The sequence below is a fragment of the Oricola thermophila genome, from assembly GCF_013358405.1.
Classification (GTDB): domain Bacteria; phylum Pseudomonadota; class Alphaproteobacteria; order Rhizobiales; family Rhizobiaceae; genus Oricola; species Oricola thermophila.
This window is the reverse complement of the sequence record NZ_CP054836.1, coordinates 2,950,152-2,968,515: the sequence shown is the minus strand read 5'-3', so window position 1 is coordinate 2,968,515 and position 18,364 is coordinate 2,950,152. Positions and strand designations below refer to the sequence as shown.

At 63.8% G+C, this 18,364-nt stretch carries 17 protein-coding genes; 7 read left to right on the top strand and 10 right to left on the bottom strand.

Annotated features, from left to right (window positions below):
- The first annotated feature begins 4 nt into the window (after positions 1 to 4).
- The 5 genes from HTY61_RS14255 (at position 5) to HTY61_RS14235 (ending at position 5,647) form a co-directional block, all read left to right on the top strand.
- The gene (locus HTY61_RS14255) at positions 5 to 1,429 is read left to right on the top strand and encodes an aldehyde dehydrogenase family protein (RefSeq protein WP_175277425.1); all 1,425 of its coding nucleotides are present in this window, start codon (positions 5 to 7) and stop codon (positions 1,427 to 1,429) included.
- 7 nt (positions 1,430 to 1,436) lie between these two features.
- On the top strand, positions 1,437 to 1,757 hold the full coding sequence (locus tag HTY61_RS14250) for an SPOR domain-containing protein (protein WP_175277424.1): 321 nt from the start codon (positions 1,437 to 1,439) through the stop codon (positions 1,755 to 1,757).
- A 159-nt stretch (positions 1,758 to 1,916) separates the two neighbouring features.
- The gene (gene rpsO, locus HTY61_RS14245) at positions 1,917 to 2,186 is read left to right on the top strand and encodes a 30S ribosomal protein S15 (protein WP_175277423.1); all 270 of its coding nucleotides are present in this window, start codon (positions 1,917 to 1,919) and stop codon (positions 2,184 to 2,186) included.
- 245 nt (positions 2,187 to 2,431) lie between these two features.
- On the top strand, positions 2,432 to 4,561 hold the full coding sequence (pnp, locus tag HTY61_RS14240; protein ID WP_175277422.1) for a polyribonucleotide nucleotidyltransferase: 2,130 nt from the start codon (positions 2,432 to 2,434) through the stop codon (positions 4,559 to 4,561).
- Between the two features lie 72 nt (positions 4,562 to 4,633).
- Positions 4,634 to 5,647 (top strand): class I SAM-dependent methyltransferase, encoded by a 1,014-nt coding sequence (locus HTY61_RS14235; RefSeq protein WP_175277421.1) that lies wholly within the window; start codon positions 4,634 to 4,636, stop codon positions 5,645 to 5,647.
- On the opposite strand, the gene HTY61_RS14230 is transcribed toward HTY61_RS14235, so the two are convergent.
- The 4 genes from HTY61_RS14230 to fabA all read right to left on the bottom strand — a co-directional run bounded on the left by HTY61_RS14230 (position 5,644) and on the right by fabA (position 9,913).
- Positions 5,644 to 7,182 (bottom strand): putative bifunctional diguanylate cyclase/phosphodiesterase, encoded by a 1,539-nt coding sequence (locus tag HTY61_RS14230; protein ID WP_175277420.1) that lies wholly within the window; start codon positions 7,180 to 7,182, stop codon positions 5,644 to 5,646. The two genes, HTY61_RS14235 and HTY61_RS14230, sit on opposite strands and share 4 nt — an antisense overlap.
- 100 nt (positions 7,183 to 7,282) lie before the next feature.
- Positions 7,283 to 8,092, bottom strand: a complete 810-nt coding sequence (gene fabI / locus HTY61_RS14225) for an enoyl-ACP reductase FabI (protein WP_175277419.1) — start codon at positions 8,090 to 8,092, stop codon at positions 7,283 to 7,285.
- 28 nt (positions 8,093 to 8,120) lie between these two features.
- Positions 8,121 to 9,341, bottom strand: a complete 1,221-nt coding sequence (gene fabB, locus HTY61_RS14220; RefSeq protein WP_175277418.1) for a beta-ketoacyl-ACP synthase I — start codon at positions 9,339 to 9,341, stop codon at positions 8,121 to 8,123.
- A gap of 56 nt (positions 9,342 to 9,397) precedes the next feature.
- Positions 9,398 to 9,913 carry a 3-hydroxyacyl-[acyl-carrier-protein] dehydratase FabA gene (gene fabA / locus HTY61_RS14215; RefSeq protein WP_175277417.1) on the bottom strand — a complete coding sequence of 172 codons (516 nt, stop codon included), beginning with the start codon at positions 9,911 to 9,913 and terminating at the stop codon, positions 9,398 to 9,400.
- Positions 9,914 to 10,077: 164 nt separating this feature from the next.
- Here fabA and irrA point away from each other — a divergent pair, with 164 nt between their 5' ends.
- The gene (irrA, locus tag HTY61_RS14210) at positions 10,078 to 10,491 is read left to right on the top strand and encodes an iron response transcriptional regulator IrrA (RefSeq protein ID WP_175277416.1); all 414 of its coding nucleotides are present in this window, start codon (positions 10,078 to 10,080) and stop codon (positions 10,489 to 10,491) included.
- 15 nt (positions 10,492 to 10,506) lie between these two features.
- Here the strand turns inward: irrA and HTY61_RS14205 are convergent, their stop codons facing one another.
- Positions 10,507 to 11,058: an SH3 domain-containing protein gene (locus HTY61_RS14205; RefSeq protein WP_175277415.1), complete on the bottom strand. Its 552-nt coding sequence runs from the start codon at positions 11,056 to 11,058 to the stop codon at positions 10,507 to 10,509.
- A gap of 207 nt (positions 11,059 to 11,265) precedes the next feature.
- On the opposite strand from HTY61_RS14205, the gene HTY61_RS14200 reads away from it, so the two are divergent.
- Complete coding sequence (locus tag HTY61_RS14200) at positions 11,266 to 12,267, top strand: 2-hydroxyacid dehydrogenase (RefSeq protein ID WP_175277414.1); 1,002 nt, start codon at positions 11,266 to 11,268, stop codon at positions 12,265 to 12,267.
- Positions 12,268 to 12,309: 42 nt separating this feature from the next.
- Here the strand turns inward: HTY61_RS14200 and HTY61_RS14195 are convergent, their stop codons facing one another.
- The 5 genes from HTY61_RS14195 to rpsT all read right to left on the bottom strand — a co-directional run bounded on the left by HTY61_RS14195 (position 12,310) and on the right by rpsT (position 18,281).
- Positions 12,310 to 13,083, bottom strand: coding sequence for a HesA/MoeB/ThiF family protein (locus tag HTY61_RS14195; RefSeq protein WP_175277413.1), 774 nt, complete (start codon positions 13,081 to 13,083; stop codon positions 12,310 to 12,312).
- A 13-nt stretch (positions 13,084 to 13,096) separates the two neighbouring features.
- Positions 13,097 to 14,239 carry a DNA replication/repair protein RecF gene (recF, locus tag HTY61_RS14190; RefSeq protein WP_175277412.1) on the bottom strand — a complete coding sequence of 381 codons (1,143 nt, stop codon included), beginning with the start codon at positions 14,237 to 14,239 and terminating at the stop codon, positions 13,097 to 13,099.
- Positions 14,240 to 14,264: 25 nt separating this feature from the next.
- Positions 14,265 to 15,383 carry a DNA polymerase III subunit beta gene (gene dnaN, locus HTY61_RS14185; RefSeq protein WP_175277411.1) on the bottom strand — a complete coding sequence of 373 codons (1,119 nt, stop codon included), beginning with the start codon at positions 15,381 to 15,383 and terminating at the stop codon, positions 14,265 to 14,267.
- Positions 15,384 to 15,623: 240 nt separating this feature from the next.
- A complete protein-coding gene (gene dnaA / locus HTY61_RS14180; RefSeq protein ID WP_428978266.1) occupies positions 15,624 to 17,243 on the bottom strand; it encodes a chromosomal replication initiator protein DnaA in 1,620 nt (539 codons plus the stop codon).
- 771 nt (positions 17,244 to 18,014) lie between these two features.
- Positions 18,015 to 18,281: a 30S ribosomal protein S20 gene (gene rpsT, locus HTY61_RS14175; RefSeq protein ID WP_175277410.1), complete on the bottom strand. Its 267-nt coding sequence runs from the start codon at positions 18,279 to 18,281 to the stop codon at positions 18,015 to 18,017.
- Positions 18,282 to 18,364 lie beyond the last annotated feature (83 nt).

The following is an 18,364-nucleotide window of genomic DNA, read 5'->3' as shown; positions in this document are numbered from 1 at the left end:
GGTCATGATCGAGAAACGGAAATTCTACATCGACGGGGCCTGGGTCTCTCCCCGTGCGGCCAATGACTTCGAGGTAATAGACCCGGCGACCGAGGAGGCGTGCGCGGTCATCTCGCTTGGTGCGAAATCCGATGTCGACGAGGCTGTCGCGGCGGCGCGGCGCGCCTTCCCGTCATGGGCGGCCACGCCGCTGGAGTCGCGCATCGTCCTGCTGGAAAGGCTGGACGCGATCATGCAGCGCCGCATCGGCGAGCTAGGCGAGGCGATCTCGCTGGAAATGGGCGCGCCGATCGATTTCGCTGTCAGCGAGCAGGCCGCCTGCGGCCCGTGGCACATGAAGGGCTTTCTCGAGGGCGTGAAGCACATCGCGTGGGAGGAGCCTTTCGCCGAGGGGCAGATCATCGTCCGCGAACCGATCGGCGTCTGCGGCCTCATCACGCCGTGGAACTGGCCGGTCAACCAGATCGCGCTGAAGGTCATCCCGGCGCTGCTCGCCGGTTGCACCTGCGTTCTGAAGCCGTCGGAGATTGCGCCGCTTTCGGCGTTGATCTTCGCCGAATGCATCGACGAGGCCGGTTTCCCGAAAGGCGTGTTCAATCTCGTCAACGGTGACGGCCCGACGGTCGGCGAGGCGATGTCGCACCATCCCGATATCGACATGATGTCCTTCACGGGCTCGACGCGGGCCGGTGCGCAGGTGTTCAGGGCGGCAGCCGACACCGTCAAGCGCGTCACGCTCGAGCTCGGCGGCAAGTCGCCGAACATCATCTTTGCCGATGCGAACCTCGAAAAGGCGGTTCGCGGCGGTGTCAGCCATTGCATGGAAAATACCGGCCAGTCCTGCAATGCGCCGACGCGCATGCTGGTGGAGCGGCCGGTCTATGACGAGGCGGTCGATCTTGCCAAACGCGCCGCGGAGTCCGTCCGGGTCGGCAATCCGCGCGAGCATGGCGATCACATCGGCCCGCTTGTCTCGCAGGCGCAGTTCGACAAGGTCCAGGGCCTGATCGAGACCGCGATCGCCGAGGGCGCGCGCCTGGTCGCCGGCGGTCCCGGTCGGCCGGACGGCATGAACCGGGGCTATTTCGTCCGCCCGACTGTTTTCGCCGACGTGCACAATGGCATGACCATAGCGCGCGAGGAGGTTTTCGGGCCGGTGCTGGTGATGATTCCCTTCGATGGCGAAGAGGAGGCGGTTGCGATCGCCAACGACACCCCCTACGGACTTGCCGCCTACATTTCGACGGCGGACGCAGAAAGGGGGCAGCGCGTCGCCCGGCAACTGCGCGCCGGCATGGTACGCGTCAATGGTGCCGGCCTCGCCGCCGGCCATCCGTTCGGCGGATACAAGCAATCCGGTAACGGCCGCGAGGGCGGGCGCTGGGGTATCGAGGATTTCCTCGAGGTCAAGATCGTCAGCACGCGATAGTTCGCCGATGAAACGGTTCCCCGCTGCAATGATCTGTCTTGCCGTTCTTGCGACGCCTGTGCCGCTTGCCGCGGGCGAGACATGCGGCTGGTACATCGTGCTGGGTTGCGCCAGGTCGGAGGCGGTGATGGAGCGGAAGCGTGCCATCATCGCGGCCCTGTCCGATGACGGGACGACGCGCGCCAAGGTCGTCCGCACCGAGGATTACCCGAACTTCCGGGACGGCTGGCATTGCCTCGTTGACGGACCGTTCGAAAGCCGCGAAGCGGCCGAGGCGGTCGACTGGGGCGAGACCGTTGGCGAAACCTACGTGAAGAGAGGTTGTTAACGCAGCGCGACCTCAACTCTCGACATTTCGCCCTGCATCGCCTATATGCGGGCCTGCATTCATGAAAATGCGAAACACGGCCCCTGCTGGACGACATCCCGGCACAGGGCGGCTTATCCAACAACAAGGGGTTCGCCCCGATCAAGGAAAGGGTACACGATGTCGATTACGCCCGAGCGCAAGGCTGAGCTCATTCAGAAATTCGCGGCCAAGGACGGAGACACCGGTTCGCCGGAGGTCCAGGTGGCAATCCTCACCGAACGGATTACCAACCTGACCGAGCACTTCAAGGATCACAAGAAGGACAACCATTCCCGCCGTGGTCTGCTGAAGCTGGTGTCGAAGCGCCGTAGCCTGCTCGACTATCTGAAGCGCAAGGACGAAAGCCGCTATCAGAAGCTGATTGCCGAACTCGGCATTCGCCGCTGACAAGACTTGCGGACCGGCTTTGCCGGTCCGCTTTTCGCCTTTTCCGGGTGGCGTGAAACCGGAACCGGCCGGCGGTATGCAATGAAGCACCGTCGCCCGACCCGAGGGAGCTTCGGGGCAGGATTGCCGGCTGCTTGTGAATTGACCCAAGCATCCTGTCGTCTTGCCCGTGGCTCGTTCAAACGAGGACTGGAGATGCCTGCGCGATCATGTGGCGGGTACGCTCCGCACAACAAGGACAAGACATGTTCAAGAATCACAAGGTCGAAATCGAATGGGGTGGGCGTCCGCTCATTCTCGAAACCGGCAAGATCGCCCGTCAGGCTGACGGCGCGGTTCTGGCCACCTATGGCGAGACCGTCGTGCTTGCCACCGTCGTCTCCGCCAAGGAGCCGAAGCCGGGCCAGGACTTCTTCCCGCTGACCGTCAACTACCAGGAAAAGGCGTTCGCCGCGGGCAAGATCCCGGGCGGCTATTTCAAGCGCGAGGGTCGTCCGTCGGAAAACGAGACGCTGGTCTCCCGCCTGATCGACCGTCCGATCCGCCCGCTCTTTCCGGATGGCTACAAGTGCGACACCCAGGTGGTCATCACCGTCCTGCAGCATGACCTGGAAAACAATCCGGACGTGCTGGCGATGGTCGCCGCTTCCGCCGCCCTTACGCTTTCCGGCGTGCCCTTCATGGGCCCGATCGGCGGCGCGCGCGTCGGCTACATCAACGGCGAATACGTGCTGAACCCGCATGTCGACGAGATGGTGGAGAGCGATCTCGACCTCATCGTCGCTGGCACCGGTGATGCCGTGCTCATGGTGGAATCGGAAGCTGGCGAGCTCGACGAGGAAACCATGCTCGGCGCCGTCATGTTCGGTCAGGCAGGCTTCCAGCCGGTCATCAAGGCGATCATCAAGCTCGCCGAGGTTGCGGCGAAGGACCCGCGCGAATTCGAGCCGGAAGACCTTTCCGCGCTCGAGACCGAGATGGAGAACCTGGTTTCCGGCGAACTCGCCGAGGCCTATACCATCACCGACAAGCAGGATCGCTACGCCGCGATCGACGCCGTCAAGGATCGCGTAAAGGGCCATTTCGCTCCCGCCGAGGGCGAGGAGGCGAAGTGGACGCCTGAACAGATCGGCTCCGTCTTCAAGTCGCTGCAGGCAAAGGTCGTGCGCGGCAACATTCTCCGGACCAAGACCCGGATCGACGGCCGCGACCTTTCGACCGTCCGCCCGATCGTGGCGGAAGTCGGCGTCCTGCCGCGGACCCACGGCTCGGCCGTGTTCACTCGCGGAGAGACGCAGGCGCTCGTCGTCGCGACGCTCGGCACCGGCGAGGACGAGCAGTATGTCGACTCTCTGATGGGGACCTACAAGGAAACCTTCATGCTGCACTACAACTTCCCGCCCTATTCCGTGGGCGAGACGGGCCGCATGGGGTCTCCGGGCCGCCGCGAGATCGGTCACGGCAAGCTGGCCTGGCGCGCCATTCACCCGATGCTTCCGAGCGCCGAGGAATTCCCCTACACGCTGCGCGTGGTCTCCGAGATCACCGAGTCCAACGGCTCGTCTTCGATGGCGACTGTTTGCGGTACCTCCCTGGCGCTGATGGATGCCGGCGTTCCGCTGAAGGCTCCGGTGGCCGGCATCGCGATGGGCCTGATCAAGGAAGGCGACGAGTTCGCGGTTCTTTCCGACATTCTCGGCGACGAGGATCATCTCGGCGACATGGACTTCAAGGTTGCCGGTACCTCGAAGGGCGTCACCTCGCTGCAGATGGACATCAAGATCCAGGGCATTACCGAGGAGATCATGAAGGTCGCTCTCGGCCAAGCCCGCGACGGCCGCCTGCATATCCTCGGCGAGATGGCCAAGGCGATCTCGGAAAGCCGCTCGGAGCTCGGCGAGTTCGCGCCGCGCATCGAGCAGATCCAGATCCCGGTCGACAAGATCCGCGACGTTATCGGTTCCGGCGGCAAGGTGATCCGCGAGATCGTCGAGCAGACTGGCGCCAAGATCAATATCGACGACGACGGTACTGTGAAGATCGCCTCCGCCTCCGGCAAGGAGATCGAGGCAGCCAAGAAGTGGATCCACTCCATCGTTGCCGAACCGGAAGTTGGCGAGATCTACGAGGGTACGGTCGTCAAGACCACCGATTTCGGTGCCTTCGTCAACTTCTTCGGTCCGCGCGACGGCCTCGTGCACATCTCGCAGCTGGCGCCGGAGCGCGTCGCCAAGACGACCGATGTCGTCAAGGAAGGCGACAAGGTCTACGTCAAGCTGATGGGTTTCGACGAGCGAGGCAAGGTTCGCCTGTCGATGAAGGTGGTCGACCAGGAGTCGGGCAAGGAAATCGCCAGGGAAGACAATGCCGACTGATCGGCCATTTGCCTGGCAGTGATGAAGCGCGGGGCGTATTGCCCCGCGTTTTTCGTTTTGGGATTGGATTGCATGAGCGGCGCCGTCGACACCCTTTTCATCCCCTTCGCCACCGGCGACATCGCTCTTCCGGGCGCGGGACAACGCATTGCCTTCCTGAATGCGGCCGTCCCCGACGCTTTGCCGGAGGGCTTCGACAGGGCGGCGTTGCTTTGCGAGCAAGGCTTCCGGCCCGCCTTCCTTGCGCTTGAACGTGCCGGATATGCGGCGGTGCCCGTGTTCGATGGCGCTGCGGGCGATTTTGCCGCCGCTCTTGTCCTGGCCGGAAAGCACAAGGGCGAGAACCGCGCCATGATAGCGAGGGCCTGTGGCTTGGCGGCGCCCGACGGCACCGTTGCCGTTGCCGGCGACAAGACGCTCGGCATCCAGCCCTTGCGCAAGTGGACCGGCGATCGTGTTGCGATCGAGGGATCCCTCGCGAAGCATCATGCCACGGTCTTCAGTTTTGCCGCGCCCCGGGACGATGTCTTCTCCGACATGGACGCCGGGGTCGTGCTCGTGGACGGGCGATTCGAGACCGCGCCCGGCATGTTTTCCCATGCGCGGCCGGATCCCGGCTCGGTGCTGCTGGCGCGCCATATCGACGAGCGCATCACGGGTGACGTGGCCGATTTCGGTGCCGGCTGGGGCTATCTCGCATCGCATGTCCTGGAGCGGTCCCGCCCGGCCAGCCTGGCCATGTTCGAGGCGCATTACCCGTCACTGAAGGCCGCCGAGCGCAATGTCGGGCCTCTCGCGCCGGGCTTGCCCGTTTCCGCTCATTGGCGCGACCTGGCCGCCGAGCCGGTTGCGCGGCGGTTCGACTGGGTGGTCATGAACCCGCCCTTTCATTCGGGGCGTGCGGCGGAACCGGATATCGGACGGGCATTCATTGCCGCGGCCTCGAATGCCCTGAAGCCCGGCGGACGGCTGCTGATGGTGGCCAATCGCAAGCTGCCATACGAGCAGGCCCTGGCGCAGGGGTTCCGCCGTGTCGCGGAGAAGGACGTCGAGGCCGGCTACAAGGTGATCGAGGCCGTGCGCTAGGCCGACAGCTTCTGCAGCGGGGCCGCCCGGCTTTCGTCGTCACCGGGCTTTCCGAACGCGACGGGTTTCCCGAAATAGTAGCCCTGCATCAGCCTGCAGCCCGCTGCGCGCAGCAACACGACCTGGTCTTCGTTCTCGACGCCTTCGGCCAGGATGTCGACATCAAGCGCGCGCGCCAGGTTGACGATGGTGGAGACGACCGCGCCGCCGTTTTCCCTTGTACCGAGCCGTGCGACCAGCGAGCGGTCGAGTTTCAGCTTTGTGAAGGGCAGGTCGGCGAGCGAGCCGAGATTGGAATAGCCGGTGCCGAAATCGTCGATGGCGATGCTGCAGCCGAGGGAGCGGATGCTGCGGAACTGGCGCCGCACCGCATCGTGGTCGTCGATCAGCACGTTTTCGGTGATCTCGATTTCGATCTGTTCCGGCCGCGTCCCGGTCTGCTCGAACATTTTGGCGAGTTCGTTGACGAACCTGTCGCATTTCAGTTGTATCGGCGAGACATTGATGGCGACCGTGACACCGGGCGGGAGTGCGCGCGCGTCCTCGCAGGCGCGCTGCATGACCCAGCTGCCGATCTGGCTGATGAGGCCGTATTTCTCGGCGACCGGGATGAACTCGGAGGGCGGGATGACGCCCTTTTTCGGGTGAGTCCAGCGCAGCAGCGCCTCGTAGCCGACTGTCTCCCCGGTCAGGCTGTTGACCTGCGGCTGATAGACGAGATCGAATTCGTCGCCGTTTACCGCGCGAACCAGCTCCGCCTCTATCCATTTGCGGTAGCTGGCCGAACGCGTCATCTCCGGGTGATAGATCGCCCAATTGCCGAGTCCGCTTGCCCGGGCGGTTGCCCGCGCCAGGTTGGTCCTCCGCAGCATCTTGTCGATCGAGAGGTTGTCGCGCTTCAGTTCGACCAGTCCCGCGGTGCAGAAGACGGTGATCGTCTTGCGATCGGCCTTGATCGGCTTGCCGACCTCGTTGATGACCGCGCTCATGACGGCGGCGATCTCCCGGTCGTCGTTGCCGAAAGCGATCGCGAAGGCGAATTCGCTTCCGGCTATACGCGCCACGGGGCCGAGATTTCCGACCAGGCGCTTCAGGCGATTGGCGACGATCCGCAACACCCTGTCCCCGGTTTCCTGCCCGTGCGTGTCGTTGATGTCGCGGAAGGCATCGATCTCGATCGAGACCAGCATCCAGCGAGTGTCGTTTTCGTCCTGTCCATCCAGAACGTGCGCCAGTTCATTCTCGAGGCCGCAGCGCGACAGCAGGCTGGTAATGGGATCGACGACCGGCGAAACCTCCTCATCGCCGGTCTGGCCCGGCGTTTCCGCGAAATAGGCAAAGGCGAATCCGATGCCGGCAAGCGCCGACAATGCAGCGATGCCACTTCCGATAATGACAGATCCGGGGGCTCCGGTCGTATTCGAGGCGAACACCATCAGGGCAACGAAAGCCAGGGAAAACGCCCCGAAGCCGCTTGAAAGAATCGTCAGGAGACGAAGCAGGAAGTTGCGCCGCTTTCCATTCACAGACATCATGTCCACTCCGCGTCAAAGGCGCAGCGTGGCATGTATTTCCTAAGAAGCGGTTGAAGAACGACCTTGCTCTAGCCCAATACAAGATTTTGCGATGTGCGCATTACTTCGGGTCGAGTTTCCGAAGTTCGTTCATCCGCGGCATCGACATGATGTTGTAACCCGAATCCACGTAATGGATTTCGCCCGTCACGCCGGAAGACATGTCGGACAGAAGATAAAGCGCGGATTGCCCGATTTCATCTATGTTGACGGTACGCTGCAACGGAGAATTCCGCTGCTGGTAGGAGAACATCTGGCGCGCGTCGCCGATGCCGGCGCCCGCGAGCGTGCGCACCGGGCCGGCCGAGATCGCGTTGACGCGCACGCCATCCTCGCCGAAGTCCGCCGCGAGGTAGCGCACCATCGCTTCCAGTGCAGCCTTGGCGACGCCCATCACGTTGTAGTTGGGCATTACCCGCATCGACCCGCCATAGGTGAGCGTCAGCAGGGATCCGCCCTTGTTCAGAAGCGGTGCGGCATGTTGCGCGACCTCGGTGAAGGAATAGGCCGAAATGACCATGGTGCGCGTGAAATTGTCCCGCGTGGTCACGTCGAGATAGCGGCCCTTGAGCTGTGCCCGGTCGGAAAAGCCGATGGCGTGGACGAGAAAGTCCAGGCTGCCCCATTCCGACTTCAGCGTGTCGAACACGGAGGCGATGGTCTCGGCATCCTCCACGTCGCAGGGCAGCAGCAGTTTCGAACCGATCGAGTCGGCCAGCGGTTTCACCCGGCGCCCGAAGGCCTCGCCCTGGTAGGTCAGTGCGATCTCGGCTCCCTGTGCAGCCAGCGCCTTGGCTATGCCCCAGGCGATGGAGTGGTCGTTTGCCACGCCCATGATCAAGCCGCGTTTTCCAGCCATCAACCCATTCATGCCGTTTCCTTTCTGGATTGTCGGACGGTCAGCCGTTGTAGCGTTGGAAGACGAGCGTCGCGTTCGTTCCGCCAAAGCCGAACGAGTTCGACAGCACAGTGTCAATTTTCGCGTTGTCGATGCGCTGGCGAACGACCGGCATACCCTCGAACTCGGGATCGAGCTGGGAAATATGGGCGCTTTCGCCGATGAAGCCTTCCTGCATCATGAGGATCGAGTAGATCGATTCCTGCGCGCCGGCGGCACCGAGCGAGTGGCCGGTCAGGGATTTCGTCGAGGCGATGTGCGGCACGTTCTCGCCGAAGACCTCGCGGATCGCTTCCATCTCGCGCGAATCGCCGACCGGCGTCGAGGTGCCGTGCGTGTTGATGTAGTCGACCTCGCCGTCGACGGTCGCGAGTGCCTGGTTCATGCAGCGCACGGCGCCCTCGCCGGACGGCGCCACCATGTCGTATCCGTCCGAAGTGGCACCGTATCCGGTGACCTCGCAATAGATCTTCGCACCGCGCGCCTTGGCGTGCTCCAGTTCCTCCAGCACGAGCACGCCCGCGCCGCCGGCGATGACGAAACCGTCGCGGTCGACATCATAGGCGCGCGAGGCGGATTGCGGCGTGTCGTTGAACTTGGAGCTCATGGCTCCCATGGCGTCGAACAGGTTCGACATCGTCCAGTCGAGGTCCTCGTGGCCGCCGGCGAACATCACGTCCTGCTTGCCCCACTGGATCATCTCGCAGGCATTGCCGATGCAATGTGCCGATGTCGAGCAGGCAGAGGAGATCGAGTAGTTCACCCCGTGGATCTTGAACCAGGTTGCCAGCGTCGCCGATGCGGTCGAAGACATCGCCTTCGGAACCGCGAACGGCCCGATGCGCTTGGGGCTGCCCTTTTCGCGGGTGATGTCGGCTGCCTCGACGATTGTCCGCGTCGAAGGTCCGCCGGAACCCATGATGATGCCGGTGCGCTCGTTGGAGACTTCCTTCTCCTCGAGGCCGGCGTCGGCGATGGCCTGTTCCATGGCGACATGGTTCCATGCCGCGCCCTTGGAGAGAAAGCGCATTGCGCGACGGTCAACCAGTTCCGCCGGGTCGAGCGTCGGCGCTCCCCAGACCTGGCAGCGGAAACCGTGCTCGGCAAAGTCTTCGGAAAAGCTGATGCCCGACTTCGCTTCCCGCAGTGAGGCGGTAACTTCCTGCGCGTTGTTCCCGATGGACGAGACGATGCCGATGCCGGTGACGACGACGCGTTTCATGAGAGGCTCCCTGGCTTGCCGGTTCGGGCGCGAACGTTGTGCGCCCGCTTCTTATGTCAGGCGGATTTTTCCTGAAACAAGCCCACGCGCAAGTCTTTCGCATGAAAGACTGTTTCGCCGTCGGCCTTGACCCATCCGTCCGCGATGCCGAGCACGAGACGACCGCGCATGACGCGCTTGAAATCGATGCCGTACTCGACCAGCTTGGTCTCCGGCGTCACCATCCCGGTGAACTTGACCTCGCCGGTCGAGATCGCGCGGCCCTTGCCCTTCTCGCCGAGCCAGCCGAGGAAGAAGCCGGTGAGCTGCCACAACGCGTCGAGGCCGAGGCAGCCGGGCATCACCGGGTCGCCGATGAAGTGGCAGGGGAAGAACCACAGGTCGGGCTTGATGTCGAACTCGGCACGGATGAACCCCTTTTCGTTGTCGCCGCCGGTTTCGCTGATTTCCGTGATGCGGTCGACCATGAGCATGGGCGGGGCCGGAAGCTGCGCGTTCCCGGGACCGAACATTTCGCCCCTCGCGCAGGCCATGAGTTCGTCTTTCGTGTAGCTCGATTTCTGTTCGGCCATGGGGTGCAAAACCTCTTGTCGTCTCCTGTCGCCGCGCCGGCGGCGCCGGGTTGCGCTATTGATTGCGTCAGCCATAGCGAATATATGATGACGGCGGCAAGGAACAGGATAAATCTTATCTTTGCACGGACTTAAGGCGAGATTTGCAGGGGTCTGTCGGGAAAGTGAGCCAGTCGGGCGCGGAAATAAGGCGTAGATTGCAGGATGCGGGGCTTCGGCCGACGCGTCAGCGTGTCGCGCTGGCGGAATTGCTGTTTGCCAAGGGCGATCGCCACCTCGCCGCGGAGGACTTGCACTTCGAGGCAATCGAATCCGGCGTGCCGGTGTCGCTTGCCACCGTCTACAACACCCTGCACCAGTTTACCAATGCGGGCATGCTGCGTATCCTCGCCGTAGAGGGGTCGCGCACCTATTTCGACACCAACACCTCCGACCATCATCATTTCTATATCGAGGAAGAGGGCGAGGTGGTCGACGTCCCGGTTTCCGGTCTCCGGGTGGAGAACCTGCCCGAGCCGCCGGAAGGCATGGAGGTCGCCAATATCGATGTGGTGATCCGGCTCCGGCGCAAGCGCTGATCGCGCCGCTTTTCCCTACTTGATCACCTCGTCGGGATAGGCCCCCCAGAGTTCCGCCTGGTTGACGTAGCCGCGCAGCGTGCGCTCGTCATAGGTGACCTCGAACTCGCACCACGCGCCGTCGCAGGATTCGATCTCGCCGATCACGCCCGGTTCGATATAGGCGATGACGCCGGCCTGGGCGGAAGGCGTGTCGAAGAGAACGACCGTTTCGTCCGTGTCCGATCCCTTCCGCCATGGCGAGGTGATTGCTGTGCGCGCGCCGGACAGCAGCGAGCCGTGGATCCATCCGGTCGTGCCGTCCGCATCGCGGACGCGCCGCCAGTTGTCGTATTCCTGGATGACCTCCAGCGGGAGACCGCTTTTCACGTAGCGATAGGCAACCGCGTAGTCCTGGCCGGGGCCGACACGCAAATTCACCTTCGTCGCCTTCAGCGAGACGAAACGCGGAAGCGGCAGGCCGCTTGGTCCCTTGTTGATGGCGCCGGTCGTCTGCGCGGCGGCAGCGACGGTGAGGCCGAGAAAAGCGGAAGCGGAAAGCAAAAGACCGGTACGACGCGAAAACATAGTGGACCTGGACCTTTTCTACACAACCGGCGCGGCATGGGCTGCCCCGTCATGAACGGCCCTTCGCGCGCGCAAAACTCTTTGTCTTGTTTCACCCGCCTTGCTACAGAACGCAGGCGGGCCATCCTCCATTCTGGCCCATCTTGGTTAACGAGCGCTCAACGCCGGAACCGGCGCAGGACACAGGACGCGTTACTGGGAGTAGGAATGCCCCTAAGCAAGAAACCGCTGGTCATTATCACGCGCAAGCTGCCGGACCCCGTCGAGGCGCGGATGGCGGAGCTGTTTGATGTCCGGTTGAACGAGACCGACCGGCCGATGTCGCACGCCGAGCTCGCCGAGGCGATGCAGACGGCGGAGGTGCTGGTTCCGACTGTCACCGACCGGATTGATGCGGAACTCATAGGCAAGGCGGGGCCCCAGCTCAGGCTGATCGCCAATTTCGGAAACGGCGTCGACAATATCGATGTCAAGGCGGCCCACGGCCATGGCATAACGGTCACCAACACGCCGAACGTGCTGAACGAGGACACCGCCGACATGACCATGGCGCTGATCCTTGCCGTGCCGCGTCGCCTGACCGAAGGAGCCGCCGTGCTTACCGGCGACGACGAATGGGCGGGTTGGTCTCCGACCTGGATGCTCGGTCGCCGGATTTCCGGCAAGCGGCTCGGCATTATCGGGCTGGGCCGCATCGGCATGGCGGTGGCGCGCCGGGCTCGCGCCTTCGGCCTTTCGATCAACTATCACAACCGCCACCGCATGGCCGAATCGATCGAGCAGGAACTCGATGCAACCTGGTGGGAGAGCCTCGATCAGATGCTCGCTCACATGGACATCGTGTCGGTCAACTGTCCGTCGACGCCTGCGACCTTCCACCTTCTGTCGGCGCGCCGCCTCGAGCTGCTGCAGCCGACCGCGTATATCGTCAACACCTCGCGCGGCGACGTGATCGACGAGCAGGCGCTGATCAGGTTGATCGAGGAGGGGCGTATTGCCGGCGCCGGCCTCGATGTCTTCGAGGATGAGCCCTCGGTCAATCCGCGCCTGCGCGAACTGGCACGCAAGGGCAAGGTGGTGCTGTCTCCCCACATGAGCTCGGCGACGATCGAGGGCCGCATCGAGATGGGCGAGAAGGTCATCATCAACATCCGCATGATGGCCGATGGCGACCGGCCGCCCGACCGCGTCCTTCCGTCCATGGTCTGACCTGCTGAAGGGCAGGTCGCAGCATGGCATGGCGGGACGCGCCTACCTGCGGGGCTCGCCGCGCCGTCCGTATTTCATGGTCTGGAAGCGTACCGACAGTGCGTCGTAGAGCAGCAGCCTGCCGACAAGCGGTTCGCCGATGCCGGTGATCAGCTTGAGCACCTCCACGGCCTGCAGCGTGCCGATGACGCCGGCGACCGCGCCGAGGATGCCGGCTTCCGCGCATGTAGGCACGGTGCCCTCGGGCGGCGGTTCGGGAAACAGGTCGCGGTAGCGCGGATTGGGATTTCCCTGCGCGTCAGACTGGTGCGGCACCAGCACCGTCAGGCTGCCGTCGAACCGACCGAGAGCGCCCGCGACCAGCGGGATGCCGAGCGCTTCCGCGGTATCGGCGACGAGGTAGCGCGTCTCGAAATTGTCCGAGCCGTCGACAACGACGTCGTGGCCGGAGAGGATGGCCTCGGCATTTTCCCGCGTGAGCCGCACATTGTGCTCCTCGATCGCGACATTCGGGTTCATTTCGATCAGGCTGTGCGCCGCACTCTCTGTCTTCGGACGGCCGATGTCCCCGGTTGCATGGAGGATCTGGCGTTGCAGGTTGGACAGGCTCACGGCATCGTCGTCGACGATGCCGAGCGTGCCGACGCCCGCGGCGGCGAGGTAAAGCAGGACCGGGCTGCCGAGGCCCCCGGCACCGATCACCAGCACGCGTGCCGCCTTCAGCTTCTGCTGTCCTGCCCCGCCGATCTCGTGCAGGATGATATGGCGCGCGTAGCGCTCGATCTCGTCCGGGTTCAGCGGCTTGCCGTCGCTCATCTTCGGTCCAGTCCTAGTCCTCGCGCGCCAGTGCGCCGTTCTCGACCCGCAGGTATTGCGCCCGCTCGCCCAGCGCCTCGAACAGCGACCGGTCGGTGCCGGTCATGAAGGCCTGCCCGCCGACAGCGTCGATCCGGTCGAACAGCGCGGCGCGGCGTGCCGGGTCGAGATGTGCCGCGATCTCGTCGAGTAGCATGATCGGGGCCATGCCGGAAACGGTGCGTGTCAGTGCCGCATGTGCCAGAACGAGCCCGACAAGCAGCGCCTTCTGTTCGCCGGTGGAACATTGCGCGGCCGGCATGTCCTTCTGCGCGTGCCTTATCGCGAATTCGGCGCGATGCGGTCCGGTTAGCGTGCGTCCCGCCGCGCGGTCGCGGTACCGTCCCTCGCGATAGTCGGCAATCAGCCGCTCCTCGATCTCGCCGGCCGCGGCGCCTTCGCGAGCCGCCGTTTCCAGTTCGCCCTCGATCGCAAGGACCGCGGTGGGAAACGGGTCGCCGCTTTCGCGCCGTTCGGCGATGATGGCCGACAGCAGTCCGGCCAGTTCCTGGCGTGCCGCGATGATCGCCGAGCCGAGCGCGGCGACCTGCGCTTCCGTGGCCGCAAGCCAGGCGTCGGTCTGGCTGCCAGGCGGCTCCTCCAGAAGCCGGTTTCTTTGCCGCATCGCCTTCTCGTAGTCGGCGGCGCGGCGTCCGTGAGCCGGGTCGATCGCCAGGACCATGCGGTCGAGGAAGCGCCGCCGGTCCGAGGCCGGTCCGGTGAACAGCCCGTCCATCGCCGGTGTCAGCCAGATGATGCGGGCGAGGTCCAGCAGCTCGTCGGCGCTTTTCGCGTTTGTGCCGTTGATCCGCAGGCGGCGCTGGCCGGCATCGCCGTAGGCCGTTCCGGTGCCGATTTCATAGCTCTCGCCGCCGCGCTCCAGTGTCGCGTGAACGGCGAAGCCGCTCTGCGTGCCCGCTTTCGCCACGTCTGCCAGCTGCGCGCGGCGCAGCCCGCGCCCCGGCGACAGGAAGGAGACGGCCTCCAGCAGGTTGGTCTTGCCCGCGCCGTTGGGGCCGCTCAGCACCACGTGGCCGGGCTCGAACGCAACGGACAGGCTGGCATAGTTGCGGAATGCCGTCAGCTTCAGCGAGGAGAGAAAGCTTTCCGGCGTCATGTTCCCGCGCGCGCGAATGCGCGTCCTAGACGCGCATCGGCATCAGCACGTAGAGCGATTTCTCGTCGGCCGAGTCGATGATCAGGGTGGGCGATCCCGCATCGGCCAGCGTGAACTTCACGTCCGTGCCGGTGATCTGGTTCGTGATGTCGAGCAGGTAGCGTGCGTTGAATCCGATCTCCATCGGGTCGGCTGAATAGTCGACCGCAAGCTCTTCCGTCGCCGAGCCGGAATCCGGGTTGTTGACGGTCAGCGTCATCTGTCCGTCGGCGAGAGACAGCTTCACCGCCCGGCCGCGCTCGCTGGACACCGTCGAGACGCGGTCGACGGCGGCGGCGAAGCTCTGGCGATCGACCATCATGTCCTTGTCGTTGCCCGTCGGGATCACGCGCTGGTAGTCCGGGAAGGTGCCGTCGATCAGCTTTGAGGTGAGCACGATGGCCCCGATGGTGAACCGGATCTTGGAATCCGACAGTTCCACGGTCACCGCCACGTCCGGGTCGTCGACCAGCTTCTGCAGTTCGCCGACCGTCTTGCGCGGGATGATGATGCCGGGCATCTGCTCGGAGCCGTTCGGCGCCGGCGTTTCGCAGCGGGCCAGCCGGTGGCCGTCGGTCGCGACGGCGCGCAGGACGATGTCGTTGTCGCCTTCCGCCGTGTGCATGTAGATGCCGTTCAGGTAGTAGCGCGTCTCCTCCGTGGAGATCGCGAACTGGGTCCGGTCGATCAGTTCCTTCAGCACCGCTGAGTCGAGGCGGAAGGTATGGCTGAACTCGCCGGCGGTCAGCTCGGGGAAGTCCGATTGCGGCAGGCATTGCAGCTTGAAGTTGGAGCGCCCGGAAACCACCGTCATGGAGTTTCCGTCGGCATCCGTCGACAGCATGACTTCCGTGCCCTCGGGCAGCTTGCGCACGATGTCGTAGAGCAGATGGGCCGCGACCGTCGTCGCGCCGGCCTGTTCGACGACGGCGGGAGCTGCCTCCGTGATCTCTAGGTCGAGGTCCGTCGCCTTCATGTCGAGCGCCGATCCCTCGGCCTTCAGCAGGACGTTGGAGAGGATCGGAATGGTGTTGCGGCGTTCGACGACCCGGTGAACGTGGTTCAGGGACTTCAGCAGGTTGGCTCGTTCGAGGGTGACACGCATGGTTCGCTGTCCGATTGTGTGAATCTGTGACGAGCCGGCGCGGAGCGGGCCAGCCCGCGGCATGCGAATTCGTGCAAATTCGGCCGCGTTCGCTCCCCGCCGGTACGGACCGCGAATGTGGCGGCTTGCGGTCGGAAAAGCAAGCGCCCGGACGGACTTGCGCGGAACGCGGAGGCCAAAGACTGGGGAAAAGGGAGCCCCGGCCGGATTGCCGTGCCGGCCGGCCGGGGTTCGGGAGGATTACTCCTCGATCAGCCGTTTCAGGAGCTCCAGCTCCTTGGCGAGCTTCGCGTCCTCGGCGATCATGCCTTCCACCTTGCGCACGGCGTGGAGCACCGTCGTGTGGTCGCGTCCGCCGAACCGCCGTCCGATCTCGGGCAGCGAGCGCGGCGTCAGTATCTTCGCCAGGTACATGGCGATCTGGCGCGGCTTGACGATCTGGCGCGTGCGCCGGTTGGACAGCATGTCGGTGCGCGACACGTTGTAGTGCCGCGACACGGCGCGCTGGATGTCCTCGATGCGGATCTTGCGGTTGTCGTCCACGCGCACCAGGTGGCCGAGAATGTCGTCCACGCGCTCGATCGACAGGTCCGGCTCGAAGGAATGGCGGAACACCAGCTGGTTGAACGCGCCTTCCAGCTCGCGGAAGCTCGAGGTGACGTTCTTGGCCACGTGCTCGAGCACTTCCGTGGAGATGTCGAGCGTCAGGTCTTCCTTCTTGGCGTTTTCCAGCCGCTGCTGCAGCATCGCCAGCCGCATCTCGTAGTCGGGCGCGCCGATTTCCAGCGCAACGCCGCCCTGCAGCCGCGAGCGCACGCGCGGATCGAGCGATTCCAGCTCGTGCGGCGGGCGGTCGGCGGCCACCACCACCTGGCGCGCGCTGTCGAGCAGCGTGTTGATCAGGTGGCAGAACTCCGACTGGATCTTCTTGCCCTGCAGGAACTGCATGTCGTCGATGATCAGCAGGTCGATGTCATGCAGAGTTTCCTTCAGTGTCAGCGCGTTGTTGTCGCGGATCGCGCTGGCGAAGCGCCACATGAAGTATTCCGCGGTCAGGTAGACCACCCGCTTCTTCGGCTCGGCGGAAAGGACGCCGTTGGCGATGGCCTGCAGCAGGTGCGTCTTGCCGAGGCCGACCGAGGCATAGATGAACAGCGGGTTGAAGCGCGCCGCGTTGGCGCCCTGGTCGGCTGCGGCCCGGGCTGCGGCCAGGCTGACCCGGTTGGACTTGCCCTCGATGAAGTTGTCGAAGGTGTAGTGGGAATCGATCGGCGAGCCGATCAGCTTGCCGCCGGCATTGTTCTCGGCGAGGGCGTTGCCGCGGGCGGGCTTGTTCCGGTCCTGGGCGAAGACCGCGCGCGCCACCGGCTGCATGGATGTCTTTCGCGGCGCCGCGCCCTTGGCGTCGTCGGCGCGCATCTGCGCCGGCGCCTTGGTGGCGCTGCGGACAACGATCTCGACCTGCATGATGTCCGGGATCTCCTCGGACCAGAGCGTCATCAGGTCGTTGATGTAGTGGCTGTTGATCCAGGAACGCAGGAACGCCGTCGGCACCGACATGCGCGCCACGCTGCGTGTCGCGGACTCGAGTTTCAGTCGTCCGAACCAGCTGTTGTATACATCGGCGCCGAGTTTCGCGCGCAGGCGCGTCCTGATGCGTTCGAATGCTGCCTCGTAGGCTGGTGTACCCACATTGTCGTCCATTTTCGGATGTTCCGGCCCGCCCGATGATCCGTCGCTCACACCGTCCCCCTTGTTGGCGTTGGCGGCCGACGGTTTCGCGCTGTGCCCCGCAATGATTGCAGGGATGCCGGCCTTCCCCTCGAGTTGACCGCCCATGCCCTCGCTATAATACCTCATCGACCTTCTCTCTGTCGCCCTGTCAGTTGAAAAATTCATTGGCCGGCTGCTCCGCTGCCCCCGCGGTTCTGCCGCTTCGAATTGTGCTGTATGAGAATGTATGCGCCTTTTGCCCTCCCAATAGTCACCCGTTCGGCGGTCGCGAAACCGTCGTTCCCCGTTGCGGTTGTTGGCCTGTTTTGAAGTGGCAGGCGAAATGCCTGCCGTTAGACAAAGCTTGCGCGCCATCGCGCCGCGCCGGGGTTCTGGATCGCCCCTTTCGGAAGCGCGCTGTCGGGTTGTTCAAGCGTCTTGTCTGATGGGGGGAAGATACAAAATCCGAACCGGGAAACGCAAGCCGTTCGACTCTCAATTTTAGGGAATCAATGGGCTTGCAAATCGATTCAAAATGCGCATCGGGGGGGCTGTGAAAACCTAAATATTTGAGACTCCACAGATTCTCTTTTCGGAAAAAAATGACCCTCCGGACGAAAAAAATTTCTCGGTTAGGGTTTTTGTAACTTTTTGCAATCCCGAAATGGGACGCTGGTATGCATGAGGCGAAAATGTCCGCAAGTTGCTGATATGCAACGAGAATTTCTAAGGCTTGATAGTTTCTTTGCAAATTTGTGTCGATGTTCGAGCTCGGCGCCGCCTTCAATTCGCAGGGTAAGGCGTTGCGCCAAAACGCAAATCCGGACCTGTCCACAAGCGCTCCGCGGCCCTGCGTCCGGGCAGCAAAAAAGCCCGGCACTGCCGGGCTTCGAAATTCATTAGCCGACTACGTGAAATCTAGCTGGCCAGGGCCTTCACGCGCGAGGCCAGGCGCGACACCTTTCGCGATGCCGTGTTCTTGTGCAGGACGCCTTTGGTGGCGGCGCGCATGATTTCCGGCTGCGCAGCCTTCAGTGCTTCCGAGGCGGCCTTGATGTCGCCGGAAGCGATCGCTTCCTCGACCTTGCGGATGAAGGTGCGCACGCGGGAGCGGCGATTGGTGTTGATCGCCGTGCGGCGCGCGATCTTGCGCGTCATTTTCTTGGCCGAGGTTGTGTTGGCCATGGTGGTCCTCTTTCATTTTCGGAGCCCGGTCCGGCATCCTCAGCCGATGCGGGCAGACAAAATCATAATGGCGACCGGTTGGC

Excerpts from the sequence above, each read along its gene's own strand:
- fabA (WP_175277417.1), bottom strand. The coding sequence starts at position 9,913 with ATGGCCGAACAGAAATCGAGCTACACGAAAGACGAACTCATGGCCTGC.
- rpsO (WP_175277423.1), top strand. The coding sequence starts at position 1,917 with ATGTCGATTACGCCCGAGCGCAAGGCTGAGCTCATTCAGAAATTCGCG.
- pnp (WP_175277422.1), top strand. The coding sequence starts at position 2,432 with ATGTTCAAGAATCACAAGGTCGAAATCGAATGGGGTGGGCGTCCGCTC.
- HTY61_RS14255 (WP_175277425.1), top strand. The coding sequence starts at position 5 with ATGATCGAGAAACGGAAATTCTACATCGACGGGGCCTGGGTCTCTCCC.
- HTY61_RS14235 (WP_175277421.1), top strand. The coding sequence starts at position 4,634 with ATGAGCGGCGCCGTCGACACCCTTTTCATCCCCTTCGCCACCGGCGAC.
- HTY61_RS14195 (WP_175277413.1), bottom strand. The coding sequence starts at position 13,083 with ATGAGCGACGGCAAGCCGCTGAACCCGGACGAGATCGAGCGCTACGCG.
- HTY61_RS14230 (WP_175277420.1), bottom strand. The coding sequence starts at position 7,182 with ATGATGTCTGTGAATGGAAAGCGGCGCAACTTCCTGCTTCGTCTCCTG.
- fabI (WP_175277419.1), bottom strand. The coding sequence starts at position 8,092 with ATGAATGGGTTGATGGCTGGAAAACGCGGCTTGATCATGGGCGTGGCA.
- fabB (WP_175277418.1), bottom strand. The coding sequence starts at position 9,341 with ATGAAACGCGTCGTCGTCACCGGCATCGGCATCGTCTCGTCCATCGGG.
- HTY61_RS14205 (WP_175277415.1), bottom strand. The coding sequence starts at position 11,058 with ATGTTTTCGCGTCGTACCGGTCTTTTGCTTTCCGCTTCCGCTTTTCTC.
- rpsT (WP_175277410.1), bottom strand. The coding sequence starts at position 18,281 with ATGGCCAACACAACCTCGGCCAAGAAAATGACGCGCAAGATCGCGCGC.
- HTY61_RS14200 (WP_175277414.1), top strand. The coding sequence starts at position 11,266 with ATGCCCCTAAGCAAGAAACCGCTGGTCATTATCACGCGCAAGCTGCCG.
- dnaA (WP_428978266.1), bottom strand. The coding sequence starts at position 17,243 with ATGAGGTATTATAGCGAGGGCATGGGCGGTCAACTCGAGGGGAAGGCC.
- HTY61_RS14250 (WP_175277424.1), top strand. The coding sequence starts at position 1,437 with ATGAAACGGTTCCCCGCTGCAATGATCTGTCTTGCCGTTCTTGCGACG.
- dnaN (WP_175277411.1), bottom strand. The coding sequence starts at position 15,383 with ATGCGTGTCACCCTCGAACGAGCCAACCTGCTGAAGTCCCTGAACCAC.
- recF (WP_175277412.1), bottom strand. The coding sequence starts at position 14,239 with ATGACGCCGGAAAGCTTTCTCTCCTCGCTGAAGCTGACGGCATTCCGC.